The following is a 17,187-nucleotide window of genomic DNA, read 5'->3' on the forward strand; positions in this document are numbered from 1 at the left end:
CCGTTCCAGCGAAGGCCAGCGGCCAACGAATGGAGCAAGGCATGTCGCGGAATCCCCTGTTGAAACCCCTCGCAGTCCTGCTGTCTCTGGCACTCGGCGCCGGTGCGGCGACCCCCTCGATGGCACGGGCCGACGATGCGATGGCGCCTGCCGCGGCGAGCCAGGGTGACTCGGGCGTCTACTACGAGATCTTCGTGCGCGCCTGGTACGACACCAACGGCGACGGCATCGGCGACCTCAACGGCGTCACTGCCAAGCTCGACTACCTCAAGTCGCTGGGGATCAGCGGCATCTGGCTGATGCCGATCAACAGCTCACCCAGCTACCACGGCTACGACATCACCGATTACTACGGCATCAACCCGCAGTACGGCTCGGTGGCCGACCTGCAGCACCTGGTCGACGAAGCACACAAGCGCGGCATCGCGGTCACCATGGACATGGTGATCAACCACACCAGCAACGAGCATCCGTGGTTCCTCGACGCGCAGAAGACCGGCCAGGCGCATCGCGACTGGTACAGCTGGACCGACCGCAAGCCCGACCTCAAGGCGCAGAGCGCCACTGACACGCCGATCTGGCACCAGGGCGGCGAAGGCTGGTACATCGGCGTGTTCGGCGGCCACATGCCCGACCTCAACTACGACAACCCGGCCGTGCGCGCCGAGATGATCAAGGTCGGCCAGTTCTGGCTGGGCAAGGGCGTGGATGGCTTCCGGCTGGACGCGGCCAAGCACATCTACGTCAACTTCAAGTCCGATGAGCACGACCCCAAGGCGCTGGCCAGCAACGTGGCCTGGTGGAGCGAGTACCACGATGCGCTGGCCAAGGTGAACCCCAAGGTGACCCTGGTCGGCGAGGTGAGCGCCAAGTCGCCGAAGGAACTGGCGCCGTACCTCAAGCCGCTGGGCTCCATCTTCGACTTCCCGCTGGCCGAACAGCTCATCGTCAGCGCCAAGGGCGAGAACGCCGATGCGCTCGGCAAGCTGCTCACGGCCACCTACGAGGCGTACAAGGTCGCGGGGGACACGCCTCATATCGATTCCACCTTCCTGTCCAACCACGACCAGGAACGCGTGATGAGCCGGCTCAACGGCAACCTGGACCACATGCGCGTGGCCGCGGCGATGCTGCTGACCCTGCCGGGGCGTCCGTACATCTACTACGGCGAAGAGCTGGGCATGGAGGGCAGGAAGCCCGACGAGAACCTGCGCGAGCCGATGCGCTGGCAGCGCGAGGCGAGCACGGGCGAGTCGCGCTGGAAGCCTTCCAGCGTGAACCAGGGCCAGGCCGTCTCGGTGCAGGCCGAGCAGGATGATCCGAACTCGCTGCTCAACAGCTACCGCACGCTGATCCGCTGGCGCGCGCAGAACAGTGCGCTGCGTGATGGCACGCTGGAGGTAGTCCATACCGGCAACCCGCATCTGCTCGCGTTCTGGCGCGACGACGGCAAGCAGCGCGTGCTGGTGGTGCACAACCTCTCGGGCAAGCCGGCCAGTTGGAAGCCGGCCGCCAAGCCGTTGCCGGCCGGCGCGGCGGTGCTGTTGAAGACCCAGGACGGTGCCACGCTCGCCAATGGCCGCCTCTCGCTGCCTGCCTATGGCTCGGTGGTGGTGCAGTGATGCGCGCCCGCGCGCTGGCGCTGGCCCTGCTGGCGGCGATGACTGCCACACCGGTTACGGTGGCGGCGGTGGATGCCTCGATCGATCGCATGGAACTGGCCGTGCCGCATGGCACGCTTGAACTGCGGCTGCTGGCGCCAGGCATCGTGCAGCTTCGCGCGCAGGGCGTGCGCGAACCGGCGACGCCGGTGCTCGATCCGCAGGCTCATTTCGACCCGGTGCCGGTACAGCGCGAGCAGCAGGGCGACGAGCAGGTGCTGCGCTCGCCCCAGCTCACCCTGCGCTGGAACCCGCGCCGGGCCGAATTGCGCATGGAGGATCCCTCCGGCCGCCTGCTGCTCAGCGCCGACCTGTCGCATGCACTGGACGGCCGCTGGAAGCTGAGCCATGCGCGCGGTGAGCCGCAGTACGGCATCGGCGGCCTGAACGCGTTCGACGCGCAGGCCGGTGACCTGCTGCGCAACGGCAAGCAGCTGGCCACCGCGGGCAAGCAGGGCCATGCCGGCGCGCCGCTGGTATGGAGCACGGCCGGATACGGCGTGCTGGCCGATGCGGAGCCCGCGCGTTTCGATCTTGGCGACGCCAGCATCGCCATCAGCGCGAAGCCACAGCCCGTGCACACGGTTTACCTGCTGGCGGGCAAGCCGGCCGAGCTGTTCGGCCAGGTGCGCCAGCTCAGCGGCGCCGCGCCGATGTTCCCCAAGTGGGCGATGGGTTTCACCAACAGCCAGTGGGGCATCGACGAGAACGAGGCCAAGGCGCTGGTGGACACCTACCGCGCCAAGCACATCCCCATCGACAACTTCACCTTCGACTTCGACTGGAAGGCGTGGGGCGAGGACATGGGCGAGTTCCGCTGGAACACCGACAAGTTCCCCGATGGTCCGGACGGCAAGCTCAAGCAGTGGATGGACCAGCGCGGCATGCACATGACCGGCATCATGAAGCCGCGCGTGCACGTGGACACGGTCGAAGGCCGCGAGGCCACCGCGCGCGGCTACTGGCTGGCGCAATCGAAGCAGGCGCCGGACTATTTCTCGCACAAGCCCGTGCGCGACGTGGATTTCGACAAGCCGGAAGTGCGCGACTGGTTCTTCAACGATGCGCTGAGGCAATCGTTCGACACCGGCATCGTGGGCTGGTGGAACGACGAGGCGGACGACAGCGGCGTCGACACCCAGTTCCTCAACATGCAGCGCGCCATGTACGACGGCCAGCGCGCGCACAGCGACCAGCGCGTGTGGTCGATCAACCGCAACTTCTACCTGGGTTCGCAGCGCTACGCCTATGGCGTGTGGTCCGGTGACATCCAGAGCGGCTTTGCCAGCATGGCCGCCCAGCGCCAGCGCATGCTGGCGGCGTTCGACGTGGGTGCGATGCACTGGGGCATGGACGGCGGCGGCTTCAAGTCGCCGCGCCCCAGCGACGAGAACTATGCGCGGTGGATCCAGTTCGGCGCCTTCACCCCGGTGTTCCGCGTGCACGGCGACTTCGGCCAGAAGCGGCAGCCGTGGGTGTACGGACCGGTTGCGGAGAAGGCTGCCACCGAGGCGATCCGCCTGCGCTATGCGCTGATCCCGTACATCTATTCGTACGAGTACCAGAACCACGTGCAGGGCGTGGGCCTGGTGCGTCCGCTGCAGTTCGCCTATCCCGACGACCCGAGCCAGCGCAATCGTATCGATGCGTGGATGTTCGGCGAGTACCTGCTGGTGTCGCCGGTGGTGGAGCAGGGGCAGACCTCCAAGTCGCTGCAGCTCCCTGCGGGCCGCTGGATCGGCTGGTTCGATGGCAAGGCCTACGACGGCGGCCGCGAGATCACGCTGCCGGTGGATGCCAGCCAGTGGAGCGACATCCCGCTGTTCATCCGCGAAGGCGCGATCATTCCGCAGCAGCCCGTGCTCGACTACGTGGGGCAGCAGCCGGTGGGCACGCTGGACGTGCTGGTATTCCCCTCGGCGCTGGAGACCGGCTTCGACGTCTACGACGACGACGGCGATACCTACGGTTACGAGAAGGGTGCCTACTTCCTGCAGCATCTGGCGGTACGCCGCGACGGCGACGCGGTGAGCTTCCGCAGCACCGCCGCCACGGGTAGTTTTGCGCCCGCACTGCACGACTATCTCGTGGCCATCCATGGCGGCGTGGCGCGTGCGGCCAGCAACGGCGGCCAGGCGTTGCCGCTGCTGGACAGCGTGGAAGCGCTGCGCGCATCGCCCGGTGAAGGCTGGGCAAGGGGCAAGGATCGTTTTGGCGAGGTGACCTACGTGAAGCTGCAGGCCGGCAAGGCGCATGACGTGAAGCTCGATACCAGCGCGGGGCAGCCCTGATGGCGCGCCGCACGCACCGGCGCCTTGCGCTTGCGCTGGCGGGAATCCTGCTGGCCGGTACCAGCCATGCGCAGGTGCTGGATGCGCACGGTGCCGTGGACTGGCAAGGCCGGCTGGCCAGCATGACGGCCGCGCCGGATGGCGGCTTCATGCTGCATGCGCCCAAGGGCGACCGCCGCATCGGCGCGCAGAAGCTCGCCGTGCATACCGCCAGCCCGCTGTTCGACGGCCTGTTCGCGATGGCCCAGGACGACCTGCGCCAGGATTCGGTGAGCGCGATCCAGGACAACGCCTTCGATCACGGCAAGCCGATTCCCTGCGAGTGCTTCAGCACCGGCGAGAAGTGGCCGTACGTGTGGACGCGCGACCTCTCCTATTCGGTGGATCTGTCGCTGTGGCGGCTGGATCCGGCGCGCGCGCGGCAGTCGTTGCGTTTCAAGTTGTCCGACGTGCGCGAGCCGTCGGCCCCGCAAGGCCTGTACGTGCTGCAGGACACCGGCTCGGGCGGCAGCTGGCCGATCAGCACCGACCGCGTGGTGTGGTTCCTCGGTGCGCGGCACCTGCTGGACGATCCGCATTTTGGCGACGAGACCTGGCGTGCCCTGAAGGACACGCTGGCGCAGGACCGGCTCTACGTGTTCGACGCGACGCTGGGCCTCTACCGGGGCGAAACCTCGTTCCTGGACTGGCGCGAGCAGAGCTATCCGGCGTGGACCGCCAAGGACGTGCGTTTCATCGGCGAGTCGTTCGCGCTGTCCACCAACGTGCTGCACTACCAGGCCCTGCAACTGGCGGCCCGGCTCGCTGCCCAACGGCATGACGCCGCCGCACACGAATACCAGGCGCAGGCCGAGGCGCTGGCGCAAGCCATCAATGCCCGCTTCTGGCGTGAAGATCGCGGCATGTACATGAGCTACATCGGCCCCGGCGCGATGCCGGTGGACAGTTATGACCTGCTGGGCATTGCGTTGGCGATCACCAGCGGCGTTGCCGCCCCGGCCAAGGCGAGGCTGGCGCTCGCCAACTATCCGACCTGGCCGGCCGGCAGCCCGGTGATCTGGCCCGAGCGCAAGGACCAGCCGGTCTATCACAACCGCGCCATCTGGCCGTTCGTCAGTGCCTATGCGCTGCGGGCCGCGCGTAGCGTCAACGATGCGCCACGCATCGCGCACGAAATGGATTCGCTGGTGCGCGGCGCCTCGCTCGCGGCCTCCGACATGGAGAACTACGAGCTGCTCTCGCAGGCGGTCCATGTGGACGAGGGCGCGCTGAGCGGCCCGGTGGTGAATTCGCCGCGCCAGCTCTGGTCGGTGGCCGGTTACCTCGACATGGTGATGGGCGGGGTGTTCGGCCTGGGCGATGACGGCCGCATCGATCCCAAGCTGCCGGTGGCCTGGGCAACGCCGTTGTTCGGCAACGGCCAGCGCATCACGCTGGATCTGGCCGGGCAGCGCATTGTGCTGCAGCGTCCCGCCCGCCTCGATGGCGACCTGCTGGTGAGCGACACCCAGCAGCGCGAAGGCGATACCACCGTAGTCACCTTGAAGGCGATCCGTTCCGGCGCGCCGGCCTTGCGTACCGACGCGCCGCTGTATGCGCCGGCGATGCCCGGGGCGCCCGCGGTGACCGATGCCGGCAGCCATTGGGACGTGAGCTTCGATGCGCCAGGCATGCTGTATCTCGATGGCCAACGCGTGGGCCCGATCGACGGCCATCTGGCCGTGGCCAAGGGCGACACCCTGCAGTGCTTCCAGCTCACCCGGCGCGATGCCCGCGGGCTGGAGTCGCTGCCCAGCGCGGCTACCTGCAAGGGTTCGCCGGCACGCATGGCCGGAGCGGGGCCGTGGACGTGGCGCGCGACGGCGAGTGGTCGTTTCATCGCCGCCTTCGACTATGCCAATGACCACGGTCCGATCAACACCGGCGTGACGGCCGCGGTGAAGATGCTGGAAATCCACTGCGACGGCGTGCCGGTGCAGGGCGTGCCGGTGGTGATGCCGCACAGCCTGGGCGTGCAGCGTTCGACCTCGGCGGCCTTCGATGCGCCGGCCGGTGCGTCGTGCCGCTTCGACCTCGCCCAGGGCTTCAACATGAGCTATCTCAGCCACAACGCGCACTACACCAGTGCCCAGGGCGGCGCGGATGGTCCGGTCAACGATGCAGCGGTAAGCGCCTTGCTGGTGGCACCGGCAGGCAAGGGCAAGCCATGAGCCGCAAACCCGAACTGTCGTTCTGGCAGATCTGGAACATGTGCTTTGGGTTCCTCGGCATCCAGTTCGGCTTTGCCCTGCAGAACGCCAACGTCAGCCGCATCTTCCAGACCCTCGGCGCCGACGTGGGCGACATTCCCGCGTTGTGGATCGCCGCGCCGTTCACCGGGCTGATCGTGCAGCCGATCATCGGCTACCTGTCCGACCGCACCTGGGGTCGCCTGGGGCGGCGCCGGCCGTACTTCCTGATCGGCGCGGTGCTCACCACGCTGGCCCTGCTGTGCATGCCCAACTCGCCGGCGTTGTGGGTGGCGGCGGGACTGCTGTGGGTGATGGATGCCTCCATCAACATTTCGATGGAGCCATTCCGGGCCTTCGTCGGCGACCAGCTGCCGCCACGCCAACGGCCCACGGGCTATGCCATGCAGAGCTTCTTCATCGGCGTGGGTTCGGTGGTGGCATCGCTGTTGCCCTGGCTGCTGGCCAAGCTGGGCGTGAGCAACGTGGCGGCCGAGGGTGCCATTCCCGATACCGTGCGCTACGCGTTCTACCTGGGCGGCGCGGTGCTGCTGCTGGCGGTGCTGTGGACGGTGTTCAGCACGCGCGAGTACCCGCCGGAACAGCTCGAGGCCTTTGCCGACAGCGCGCCCGAGTCAGGCTGGATCGACGCCAGGCCGGCGTGGCGGGTCGGCGTGCTGTTGCTGGTGGCCGGGGCCTTGCTGCTGCTGGCGATCCACCACTATGCGCTGGAGAAGGAACTCTACCTGCTCGCTGGCGGCCTGCTGGTGTTCGGCGCGCTGTTCGGCTGGCTGTCCGCCACGCGCAGCGTCGGCATGCTGCGCGAAGTGATGGCCGACCTGTACGGCATGCCCACGCCCATGCGTCGGCTGGCGGTGGTGCAGTTCTTCTCGTGGTTCGCGCTGTTCGCGCTGTGGATCTACACCACCGCCGCGGTGACCTCGGTGCATTACGGCACCACCGATACCCATTCGGCCGCCTATAACGAAGGCGCCAACTGGGTGGGCGTGTTGTTCGCGGCCTACAACGGTTTCGCCGCGGTTGCCGCCATCGTGATTCCCTGGATGGTGCGGCGCTGGGGCCTGCGCGTGAGCCACCTGGTGAACCTGTGGCTGGGCGGCGCGGGCCTGCTTTCGCTGTTGGTGATCCGCGACCCGCATTGGCTGCTGCTGTCGATGGTGGGCATCGGTTTTGCCTGGGCGTCCATCCTGTCGCTGCCTTATGCGCTGCTGTCGGACAACCTGCCGGTGGCGAAGATGGGCGTGTACATGGGCATCTTCAATTTCTTCATCGTGATCCCGCAGCTGCTGGCCGCCAGCGTGCTGGGCGTGCTGCTCCGGCTGTTCTTCCACGGCCAGCCGATCTGGGCACTGGCCATGGGCGGTGCCTGCCTGGTCGTGGCAGGGCTATGCACGCTGCGCGTGGCCGAGCCTTCGACGGCGTAGGCGCGCCCCCCGCGCGCCCCGCACTTTAGCGGGGGCGCTGGCTGGAGCGGCGCACGATCAGTCGGGCCGGGAGCATGGTGCTCTCGGCGGGCTCGCCGCGGATCAGCCGCAACAGATTGTCGACCAGGATCTCGCCGGCCAGGCTGGTGTCCTGCAGCACGGTGGTCAGCGGCGGATTGACGAAGCTGGCCATGGGGATGTCGTCGAAGCCGGCCAGCGCCACGTCGTCGGGCACCTTCAGGCCGTGATCGTCCAGCGCCCGCATGGCGCCGATCGCGATCAGGTCGCTGGCGGCGAACACGCCATCAAAGCTCACGCCGCGCGCAAGCAGTGATTCCAGCGCGTCGTAGCCTGATCGTTCGGTGCTTTCGGCGTTCACCTGCAGCAGGGGCTCCGCCTCGTGCCCTGCCTCGCCGAGTGCCTGCACGTGGCCGCGGTAGCGGTCGAAGAACTCCGGGTAGTGGCTGGAGGCGTCGCCGAGGAAGGCGATGCGCCTGCAGCCCTGTTCGAGCAGGTGCGCGGTCACCGCGTGGCCGCCGCTGATGTTGTCGCACCCCACCGAGACGTCCGGCTGATCCGGCAGCACCGCACCCCAGCGCACGCATCGCGTGCCCTGGTCGACCAGCTTCTTCAGCTTGTCGCGGATCGCCAGATAGTCGCCGTAGCCGAGCAGGATGATGCCGTCGGCCTTCTTGCTGTCTGCGTAGTCGGCATGCCAGTCGCGCGAGAACTGCTGGAACGAGATCAGCAGGTCGTAGCCGCGCTGCGCGCTGGCGCGGGTGATCGAGCCCAGCATGGACAGGAAGAACGGGTTGATGTGCGACTCGTCGGCCGTGGGGTCCTCGAACAGCAGCAGCGCCAGCGTGCCGGTGTGCCGGGCGCGCAGGCTGGAGGCGTTCTTGTCGACCTTGTAGTTGAGCTCCTCGACCGCGGCCTGGATGCGTCGCCGGGTCTCCTCGTTGACCAGCGGACTGCCGCGCAGGGCGCGCGACACCGTGGACTGGGAGACCCCGGCCAGGGGGGCAATATCGAACGAGGTGACCTTTCCCTTCATCTGCACGCGACCACGACCCCCTGAGACGATTCCGGCCGCGCTCCCTGTGGCCCGAATGGATGGCGCAAATCCTAACGATTTGTTCGTTCGCTGTCCTTTCGCCGCGACAACTGGTTCAGGGGCAAAAAAAGCCCCGAGGATTAGGGGGGAATCCTCGGGGCCGGGGTGGCAGCGAAGCCCAGGGGAGAGGTTCGCTGGCCGGTTGGCTCATCCAGGGAGGTGGTGAGCCGATGGATGCCGTTGCGCGCATCCGATAATTGAGAACGCACGACGCGGCAAAAGTTGCACACGAAAACGCGATTTTGGTTAGCGGATATTCATTTCACGGAAATCAAATGTTTCCGTGGGGCCGGTCCCGGAAGGCCATGTTGAACCTATGTAGGAGCGCACCCTGTGCGCGACCCGTCCCCTGCCCCGTCGCGCACAGGGTGCGCGCCTACAGGAGGGGCGGAGGCTCAGTGCGCCTCGTCCCAGTTCGCCCCCCCGCCCGCCTCGACCAGCAGGGGCACCGACAGCGTCGCCGCCCCGGACATGCGCTCGATGACGCCGGCGCGCACCTCATCCACCACGTCCTGGCGGACCTCGAACACCAGTTCGTCGTGCACCTGCATCAGCATGTGGGCGTCGTCGTTGCGCTGGCCCAGCCAGTGGTGCACCGAAATCATGGCGCGCTTGATGATGTCCGCCGCGGTGCCCTGCATCGGCGCGTTGACCGCGGCGCGCTCGGCGCCGGCGCGCAGGGCCTGGTTGCGGGAGCTGAGGTTTTCCAGGTACAGCCGGCGGCCGAACAGGGTCTCCACGTAGCCGTCACGATGGGCCTGCTGGCGCGTGGCCTCCATGAAGGCGTGCACGCCGGGATAACGCGCGAAGTAGCGCGCCATGTAGTCGCTGGCTTCGCCACGGTCGACGCCGAGCTGGCGGGACAGGCCGAACGCGCTCATGCCGTACATCAGGCCAAAGTTGATCGCTTTGGCGGCGCGGCGCTGGTTGGCCGACACCTCCTCCGGCTTGAGGCCGAATACCTCGGCGGCGGTGGCGCGATGCACGTCGCCGCCTTCGTGGAAGGCCTTGAGCAGGCCTTCGTCGCCCGAGAGGTGGGCCATGATGCGCAGCTCGATCTGCGAATAGTCGGCGGCGAGCACCACCCAGCCCTTGGGCGCCACGAAGGCCTGGCGGATGCGCCGGCCCTCCTCGGTGCGCACCGGGATGTTCTGCAGGTTGGGATCGGACGACGAGATGCGCCCGGTGGCCACCGCGCCCTGGTGATAGCTGGTGTGCACGCGGCCGGTGCGCGGGTTGACCATCTCGGCCAGCTTGTCGGTGTAGGTCGAGCGCAGCTTGGCCAGGCCACGGTAGTCGAGGATCAGCCGCGGCAGCGGGTGGTCGTCGGCGATGGCTTCCAGCGCCTCCTCGTTGGTGGAGGGCTGGCCGGTGGGCGTCTTGAGCTTGGCCGGCAGGCCGAGCTCATCGAACAGGATCGCCTGCAACTGCTTGGGCGAGTCCAGGTTGAACTCGCGCCCGGCGCCTTTCCAGGCCTCCTGCTGCAGCTCCAGCATGCGCTTGCCCAGCTGCTGGCTCTGCATGCGCAGTTCGCCAACGTCGATCAGCACGCCGCGCTGTTCCATCGAGGCCAGCACCGGAATCAGCGGGATCTCGATGTTCTCGTAGACCGAACGCAGCTTCGGCTCGATCTCCAGCTTCGGCCACAGCGCGTGGTGCAGGCGCAGGGTGATGTCGGCGTCCTCGGCGGCGTAGCGGCAGGCGGTATCCAGGTCCACCTGCGAGAACGGGATCTGCTTGGCGCCCTTGCCGGCGACCTGCTCGTACTTGATGGTGTCCACGTCCAGGTATTTCCTGGCCAGCGAATCCATGTCGTGGCGCGTGGCGGTGGCGTTCCACACGTAGGATTCCAGCATGGAGTCGTGCTTGAGACCGCGCAGCGCGATGCCGTAGTGCGACAGGATGTTGATGTCATACTTGGCATGCTGGCCCATCTTGGGGCGGTCGGGGTCCTCGAAGAACGGCTTGAGCGCCGCCAGCACGTGCTCGCGCGACAGCTGTGCGGGCGCGCCGGGATAGTCGTGCGCCAGCGGCACGTAGCAGGCATGGCCTGGTTCCACCGACAGGCTCAGGCCCACGATGTCGGCCTGCATGCTGTCGATCGAAGTGGTCTCCGTATCGAACGAGACCAGTGGCGCCGTGGCGACCTTCGCCAGCCAGCCGTCGAACTGCGCCTGGGTGGTGACCAGCTCGTACTGGCCCGGCATGTTCAGCACGGGTGGCTCTGCCTGTAGGAGCGCACCCTGTGCGCGACCGGCTTCGGCTTTATCGCCGACACTGTTCGCGGTGTCCTGTTCGCGCACAGGCTGCGCTCCTGCAGGGGATACGGCGGCGTCCAGCTCCTTCAGCGCCTGCTTGAACTCGTAGCGCGTGTACAGCTCGCGCAGCTGGTCGACATGGCGCTCATGCAGGGTGAGCGCGCTTACCGGCTGCTCCAGCGCCACGTCGGTCTTGATCGTCACCAGCTGGCGCGACAACGGCAGCTGCGGCAGCGTCGCGCGCAGGCTCTCGCCGATCTTGCCGCCGACCTTGTCGGCGTTGGCCATCAGGTTGTCCAGCGTGCCGTACTCGGCCAGCCACTTGGCCGCGGTCTTGGGGCCGCACTTGGGCACGCCTGGCACGTTGTCCACGCTGTCGCCGGTCAGCGTGAGGTAGTCGACGATCTGCGTCGGCTCCACGCCGAACTTCTCCACCACGCCGGCGCTGTCGGTGGTGGTGTTGGTCATGGTGTTGACCAGGGTGATGCCGGGTCGCACCAGCTGCGCGAGGTCCTTGTCGCCGGTGGAAATCTCCACCTCGATGCCTTGCGCATGCGCCTGTTCGGCCAGCGTGCCGATCACGTCGTCGGCCTCCACGCCATCCACGCGCAGGATGGGGAAGCCCAGTGCACCCACGATGGCCAGCATCGGCTGCACCTGTGCGCGCAGGTCGTCGGGCATCGGCGGGCGGTTGGCCTTGTATTGGTCATACAGCGCGTTGCGGAAGGTCGGGCCGGGCGCGTCGCTGACAAAGGCGACGTACTCGGGTTTCGCCTTCAGCGTGGCGCGCAGCATGTTGACCACGCCGAACAAGGCGCCGGTCGGCTCGCCCTGCGCATTGCTGAGCGGGGGCAGGGCGTGGAAGGCGCGGTAGAGGTAGGAGGAACCGTCGATGAGGATGAGCTTGGCCATGGGGCATTCTCTCATGCGCATGTGTGACGCGGCGGCGCATGCCGTTCAGGGCAGGCGTGCACCTGTCCGCCGGTCGCTGCGTTTCCGTGCGCGACTAGCGGTGCCGTTGCTTCACAAGCGGTGGGGTTTCGCACTGCTATGCTGTGAGTCCAACAGGAGGCCGTCGTCATGAAACCCGTTGCATGGTTAGTCGTTCTTGGTGTCGCGGTCGCATCGCCGGCGATGTCCCAGTCCTCTCCGCCGTTTCCGCCGGCCCCACCGCCGCCGGGCATCAATGATCCGGGCGTGAAGGCCACCGCCCCGGCGCCGGCTCCCGCTCCGGCACCGTCGCCCAAATCGGGCTCCGCCTCGAGCTCGGGCCAGGTATCGGCCGATACGGCGGCGCCGATGAGCCAGTCCCCGACCTCGACCTCGTCGACGCAGCCGCGTGACGCCAATGGCAATGCGCCGCCCACCGTGAGCGTGCACACCGAAGGCGATGACACGGTGCAGGAATACCGCCGCAGCGGCCAGCTCTACATGGTGGTGGTGACGCCCAAGGGCGGCATTCCGCAGACCTACAACGTCGACCAGAAGGGCGCCTGGACCAACCAGGCGGGCGAGCCGGTGAAGCCGGTGATGTACAAGATCATGGAGTGGGGCAAGGGCCGCTCCGCCCAGGATCAGGACAACGGTGGCCAGTAAGGCCGCCCGGGGTACTGCCGCCGGCCGACCGGCGGCAGCCTTCGTCGCCTAAGCCCCATCCAGTTCGGGGTAGTGGCGGAAGATGCCGTCCTCATTGAACGGCACGCGGCGCGGCGAGGCCAGGTAGGCCGCCACGCGCGGTCGTGAAGCCACGCGTTCGGCCAGTGCGCGCAATCGCGTGGTTCGTCGGCGCAGGCCCTTCATCGCCTGCGGAAACGCGTACTCGAGGCCCGACATCAGCTGGAACAGCGACAGGTCCACGTAGCTGTGGCGTCGGCCAAGCGTGTGGCGGCCATCGCCGCCGGCGAGGATGTCCTCGAAGTAGCCCAGGTATTTCGGCATGCGCTCGTGTCGGAACGAGGCGGCGCGCTTGCGCGCCTCGGCCCGCTGGTCCTCGTAATAAAGCTCCATGGCGATCGGGTGGTGGGTGTCGTGCACCTCGGCCACCATGTCGGCGATGGTCAGCTGCCACTGCAGCGCCTGGCACTGGCTGGCCGCGGAGGCGGGCACCAGGCCGTGGCGCGGGGCGAGAAAGGCCAGGATGTTCGCCGTCTGCGCGATCACTTGCCTTCCCGCGCGCAGGAACGGCGGCGCGAACGGACGGGTGCCGGGCCGCTCGCCGCGCAGGAACGGCATCATCACCGCATCGCCCTGCTCGCGCGCCACGTCGACGTAATCGGCACCGGCGTCCTCCAGCGCAAGGCGCACGAATTCGCCGCGACCCTGGATGCCGGTCCAGTAGTAGAGCTCGTAGCGCATGGCCGCCTCCGGGCATCAAAGGCCGATCTTCGCCACCGCGCCTTCAAGGACGCGTGTAGGAGCGCACCCCGTGCGCGGTCACGGCGCCCTCACCGTCGGTCCCGGGTCGGTCGCGCACAGGGGGCGCTGCTACAGGAGGCTTTGCTTTGCGGCGGTGCTGCGCAGCTGGTCCCATACCAGCGTGGCCAGCGGCGACAGCGAGCGCTGGCGGCGTTTCAACAGCACTACGTCGCGATGCTCCACCGGCGTCAGTGGCCGTGTGACCAGGTTGGGCGGCGGTGGCGACAGCGCGGGGCTCACGCTGATGCCCAGCCCGGCCTCGACCATGCGGAACGCGGTGAGCGTGTGCCCAGTCTGCTGCACGATGTTCACCTCGATGTGGCGCTTGGCCAGCGCGTGGTCGATCAGGCGCCGGCTGCCCGAGGAGTAATCCAGCAGCACCAGCGGCTGGCCGGACAGCTTGCGCCAGGGCACGCGGTCGAGCTGGGCCAGCGGGTGATCGGGTCGGCATACCAGCACGAACGGGTCGCGCAGGATCAGCTCGCTGTCGAATTCGCCGGTGGCGGTGGGAGCCACTGCGACGCCGAAATCCACCTCTCCCCCCAGCACCGCATCCAGCACCTGGGTCTGGGCCTGGTCATGCAGCTGGATGGTGAGCTCGGGATACAGCTGCGCGCATTCGGCGATGCATTGCGGCATCAGCCCGGCCGACAGGGTGGGCACCGAGGCTACGTGCACCTTGCCACGGCGCCGCTCGCTCTCGGAGTGGACCTGGTCGAGCACGCCCTCCAGTTCGTCCAGCACGCGGCCGATAGCGTTCTCCAGGTAGCGCCCGGCCTCGGTGGGGATGACCTCGCGGGTGGTGCGGTCGAACAGGCGCACGCCGAGCTCGCCTTCCAGCTCGGCAATATGCCGGCTCACCGCCGGCTGGCTCAGGTGCAGGCTCTCGGCGGCCCGCCGGAAATGCTGCTGGCGGGCCACGGCCAGGAACACACGAAGCTGGCGCAGGCTGATATTCATATCAAAATACTATCAGTAGATCAGATAAAACGATTTGAATAATCAATGGCCTGGCGGTCCAATAGCGCTCTCCCGTCCTGTCGTGCCGATGGCCATGTCCTTCCGCCGCTTCCTTCCCGACCGTTTCACCTGTGCCCTGATCACCACCGTGGCGCTGGCCAGCGTGCTGCCCTGCCGTGGCACCACCGCCCACGTGTTCGACTGGCTGACCGACCTGGCCATCGCCCTGCTGTTCTTCCTGCACGGCGCCAAGCTGTCGCGCGAGGCGGTGGTGGCGGGCATGACCCACTGGCGCCTGCACCTCACCGTGCTGGCCAGCACCTTCGTGCTGTTCCCGGTGCTGGGCCTGCTGCTGCGTCCGCTGCTGTCGCCGCTGGTGACGCCGGCGCTGTACATGGGCGTGCTGTTCCTGTGCACGTTGCCGTCGACGGTGCAGTCGTCGATCGCCTTCACCTCGATGGCGCGCGGCAATATCCCCGCGGCGATCTGCGCGGCTTCGGCTTCCAGCCTGCTGGGCATCTTCATCACCCCGGTGCTGGTGGGCGTGATGCTGGAATCGCACGGGCAGGGCGGCATGAGCTGGGATGCGGTGGGCGCCATCGTGATGCAGCTGCTGGTGCCGTTCGTGGCCGGCCAGGTGGCGCAGCGCTGGATCGGCCGCTGGGTGGAGCGCAACCGTGCGCTGCTGTCCTATGTCGACCAGGGTTCGATCCTGCTGGTGGTCTACACCGCCTTCAGCGCGGCTGTGCTGCAGGGCCTGTGGAAGCAGATGCCGCTGCCGGTGCTGGGTGGCCTGCTGGTGGTGAACGCGGTGCTGCTGGCGGTTGCGCTGCTGGTGACGCGCTATGGCGCACGCGCACTGGGCTTCAATCGCGAGGACGAGATCACCATCGTGTTCTGCGGCTCCAAGAAGAGCCTCGCCAGCGGCGTGCCGATGGCCAAGGTGCTGTTCGCCGGCCATCCGCTGGGCACGATCGTGCTGCCGATCATGCTGTTCCACCAGATGCAGCTGATGACCTGCGCCGTGCTGGCACGCAAGTACGCGGCGCGGCCGGTGGAGGTGAAGCGCGCGGCCACGGAGCAGGTGCAGGCGCTGTCCTGATACGAAAGTCCCTGCAGGAGCGCACCCTGTGCGCTCCTGCAGGGGGCAACGAAAACGGGGCCCTAGGGCCCCGTTTCTTTTTCTCTGGTCGCCTCAGTGGCGGAAGTGGCGGATGCCCGTGAACACCATCGCCATGCCGTGTTCGTCGGCGGCGGCGACCACTTCCGCGTCGCGCATCGAGCCGCCCGGCTGGATCACCGCGCTGATGCCGGCGGCCGCCGCGGCGTCGATGCCGTCGCGGAACGGGAAGAACGCGTCGGACGCCATCACCGAGCCACGCACTTCCAGCTTCTCGTCGGCGGCCTTGATGCCGGCGATCCTGGCGCTGTACACGCGGCTCATCTGGCCGGCGCCCACGCCGATGGTCTGGCGGTTCCTGGCGTAGACGATGGCGTTGCTCTTGACGTACTTGGCCACCTTCCAGGCGAAGATCAGGTCGTCGATCTCGGCCGGCGTCGGTGCGCGCTGGGTGACGATCTTGAGGTCTTCCGGCTTCACCATGGCGCGATCGGCGGTCTGGATCAGCAGGCCCGAACCCACGCGGCGCACGTCGTTGCCCGGATGCGCCTTGCTGAGGTCGCCATCGGCCGGCGCGGGGATCTCGAGCACGCGCACGTTGGCCTTCTTGGCGAATACCTTCAGCGCCTCGTCCTCGTAGCCCGGCGCCAGCACCACTTCGACGAACTGGCGGTCCACGATGGACTTGGCGGTGGCCGCATCGACCACGCGGTTGAACGCGATGATGCCGCCGAAGGCCGAGGTCGGGTCGGTCTGGTAGGCCAGGTCGTAGGCGCGGCCGATGCCGTCCAGGCTCACCGCCACGCCGCAGGGGTTGGCGTGCTTGACGATCACGCAGGCCGGCTTGGTGAAGCTGCGCACGCATTCCCACGCGGCGTCGGAGTCGGCGATGTTGTTGAACGACAGCTCCTTGCCCTGCAGCTGGCGGAAGGTGGCCAGCGTGCCCGGCGCCGGGTACAGGTCCCGGTAGAACGCGGCCTGCTGGTGCGGGTTCTCGCCGTAGCGCAGGTCCATCACCTTCACGAAGCGGCCATTGGCCTGCTCCGGGAACGCCTCGTGGCCGGCGATGGCGTCGAGGTTGTCGTTGAGCTTCAGCGCGGACAGGTAGTCGCTGATCGCGCCGTCATAGTTGGACACGCGGTTGAACGCGGCCACGGCAAGCTTGAAGCGCGTGGCGCGGCTGAGCCCGCCCTGGCTTTCGATCTCGGCCAGCGCCTCGGCGTACTGGTCGGGCGAGGTGAGTACGCCGACGTCGTTCCAGTTCTTGGCCGCCGAACGCAGCATCGCCGGGCCGCCGATGTCGATGTTCTCGCTCGCGTCTTCCAGCGTGCAGTCCGGCTTGGCCACGGTCTGCTCGAACGGATACAGGTTGAGCACCAGCAGGTCGATCGGGGCGATGTCCAGTTCGGCCATCACGGCGGCATCGGTGCCGCGGCGACCCAGCAGGCCGCCATGCACCTTCGGGTGCAGCGTCTTCACGCGGCCGTCCATGATCTCCGGGAAGCCGGTCAGCTCGCTGACGTCCTTCACCGGGATGCCGGCATCGCGCAGCGCCTTGGCGCTGCCGCCGGTGGAGAGCAGCTCCACGCCGGCCTTGCTCAGCCGCTGGCCCAGTTCAAGCAGGCCGGTCTTGTCGGACACGCTGAGCAGCGCGCGGCGAATGGGGGTGACAGCAGAGGCGGACATGGCGGCTTC

General features: G+C 67.7%; 11 protein-coding genes. 6 read left to right on the top strand and 5 right to left on the bottom strand.

The annotated features are described in order from the left end of the window. Window positions 1-59 precede the first annotated feature (59 nt). The 4 genes from DVU99_RS08010 (at window position 60) to DVU99_RS08025 (ending at window position 7,625) form a co-directional block, all read left to right on the top strand. Window positions 60-1,622 (top strand): alpha-amylase family glycosyl hydrolase, encoded by a 1,563-nt coding sequence (locus tag DVU99_RS08010; protein ID WP_343126321.1) that lies wholly within the window; start codon window positions 60-62, stop codon window positions 1,620-1,622. After that, complete coding sequence (locus DVU99_RS08015) at window positions 1,622-3,952, top strand: TIM-barrel domain-containing protein (RefSeq protein WP_114239685.1); 2,331 nt, start codon at window positions 1,622-1,624, stop codon at window positions 3,950-3,952. The genes DVU99_RS08010 and DVU99_RS08015 overlap by 1 nt, the downstream gene beginning before the upstream one ends. 149 nt (window positions 3,953-4,101) lie before the next feature. Then, on the top strand, window positions 4,102-6,162 hold the full coding sequence (locus tag DVU99_RS08020) for a Six-hairpin glycosidase-like protein (RefSeq protein ID WP_232823518.1): 2,061 nt from the start codon (window positions 4,102-4,104) through the stop codon (window positions 6,160-6,162). Continuing rightward, window positions 6,159-7,625 (top strand): MFS transporter, encoded by a 1,467-nt coding sequence (locus DVU99_RS08025; RefSeq protein WP_114239687.1) that lies wholly within the window; start codon window positions 6,159-6,161, stop codon window positions 7,623-7,625. Before DVU99_RS08020 ends, DVU99_RS08025 begins: the two co-directional genes overlap by 4 nt. 25 nt (window positions 7,626-7,650) lie before the next feature. On the opposite strand, the gene DVU99_RS08030 is transcribed toward DVU99_RS08025, so the two are convergent. Both DVU99_RS08030 and polA read right to left on the bottom strand, forming a co-directional pair. Continuing rightward, window positions 7,651-8,679 (bottom strand): LacI family DNA-binding transcriptional regulator, encoded by a 1,029-nt coding sequence (locus DVU99_RS08030; protein WP_114239688.1) that lies wholly within the window; start codon window positions 8,677-8,679, stop codon window positions 7,651-7,653. Window positions 8,680-9,134: 455 nt separating this feature from the next. Beyond that, entirely contained in the window at window positions 9,135-11,909 is a 2,775-nt protein-coding gene (polA, locus tag DVU99_RS08035; RefSeq protein WP_114239689.1) for a DNA polymerase I, read from the bottom strand. 222 nt (window positions 11,910-12,131) lie between these two features. Here polA and DVU99_RS08040 point away from each other — a divergent pair, with 222 nt between their 5' ends. Next, entirely contained in the window at window positions 12,132-12,593 is a 462-nt protein-coding gene (locus DVU99_RS08040) for a DUF2782 domain-containing protein (protein WP_232823506.1), read from the top strand. A gap of 48 nt (window positions 12,594-12,641) precedes the next feature. On the opposite strand, the gene DVU99_RS08045 is transcribed toward DVU99_RS08040, so the two are convergent. After that, window positions 12,642-13,352, bottom strand: coding sequence for a glutathione S-transferase (locus DVU99_RS08045; RefSeq protein ID WP_114239691.1), 711 nt, complete (start codon window positions 13,350-13,352; stop codon window positions 12,642-12,644). 129 nt (window positions 13,353-13,481) lie between these two features. Continuing rightward, window positions 13,482-14,372, bottom strand: coding sequence for a LysR family transcriptional regulator (locus DVU99_RS08050; RefSeq protein ID WP_114239692.1), 891 nt, complete (start codon window positions 14,370-14,372; stop codon window positions 13,482-13,484). Between the two features lie 94 nt (window positions 14,373-14,466). Here DVU99_RS08050 and DVU99_RS08055 point away from each other — a divergent pair, with 94 nt between their 5' ends. Further along, a complete protein-coding gene (locus tag DVU99_RS08055) occupies window positions 14,467-15,474 on the top strand; it encodes a bile acid:sodium symporter family protein (protein WP_114239765.1) in 1,008 nt (335 codons plus the stop codon). A gap of 93 nt (window positions 15,475-15,567) precedes the next feature. On the opposite strand, the gene purH is transcribed toward DVU99_RS08055, so the two are convergent. Next, window positions 15,568-17,178 (bottom strand): bifunctional phosphoribosylaminoimidazolecarboxamide formyltransferase/IMP cyclohydrolase, encoded by a 1,611-nt coding sequence (gene purH / locus DVU99_RS08060; protein ID WP_114239693.1) that lies wholly within the window; start codon window positions 17,176-17,178, stop codon window positions 15,568-15,570. Window positions 17,179-17,187: the final 9 nt, after the last annotated feature.

This window comes from Dyella sp. C9 (genome assembly GCF_003332825.1).
Taxonomy (GTDB): Bacteria; Pseudomonadota; Gammaproteobacteria; order Xanthomonadales; family Rhodanobacteraceae; genus Dyella.

Coding starts and splice junctions, on each gene's coding strand:
- DVU99_RS08015 (WP_114239685.1), top strand. CDS start 1,622: ATGCGCGCCCGCGCGCTGGCGCTGGCCCTGCTGGCGGCGATGACTGCC.
- DVU99_RS08020 (WP_232823518.1), top strand. CDS start 4,102: ATGCTGCATGCGCCCAAGGGCGACCGCCGCATCGGCGCGCAGAAGCTC.
- DVU99_RS08025 (WP_114239687.1), top strand. CDS start 6,159: ATGAGCCGCAAACCCGAACTGTCGTTCTGGCAGATCTGGAACATGTGC.
- DVU99_RS08030 (WP_114239688.1), bottom strand. CDS start 8,679: ATGAAGGGAAAGGTCACCTCGTTCGATATTGCCCCCCTGGCCGGGGTC.
- polA (WP_114239689.1), bottom strand. CDS start 11,909: ATGGCCAAGCTCATCCTCATCGACGGTTCCTCCTACCTCTACCGCGCC.
- DVU99_RS08040 (WP_232823506.1), top strand. CDS start 12,132: ATGTCCCAGTCCTCTCCGCCGTTTCCGCCGGCCCCACCGCCGCCGGGC.
- DVU99_RS08045 (WP_114239691.1), bottom strand. CDS start 13,352: ATGCGCTACGAGCTCTACTACTGGACCGGCATCCAGGGTCGCGGCGAA.
- DVU99_RS08050 (WP_114239692.1), bottom strand. CDS start 14,372: ATGAATATCAGCCTGCGCCAGCTTCGTGTGTTCCTGGCCGTGGCCCGC.
- DVU99_RS08055 (WP_114239765.1), top strand. CDS start 14,467: ATGTCCTTCCGCCGCTTCCTTCCCGACCGTTTCACCTGTGCCCTGATC.
- purH (WP_114239693.1), bottom strand. CDS start 17,178: ATGTCCGCCTCTGCTGTCACCCCCATTCGCCGCGCGCTGCTCAGCGTG.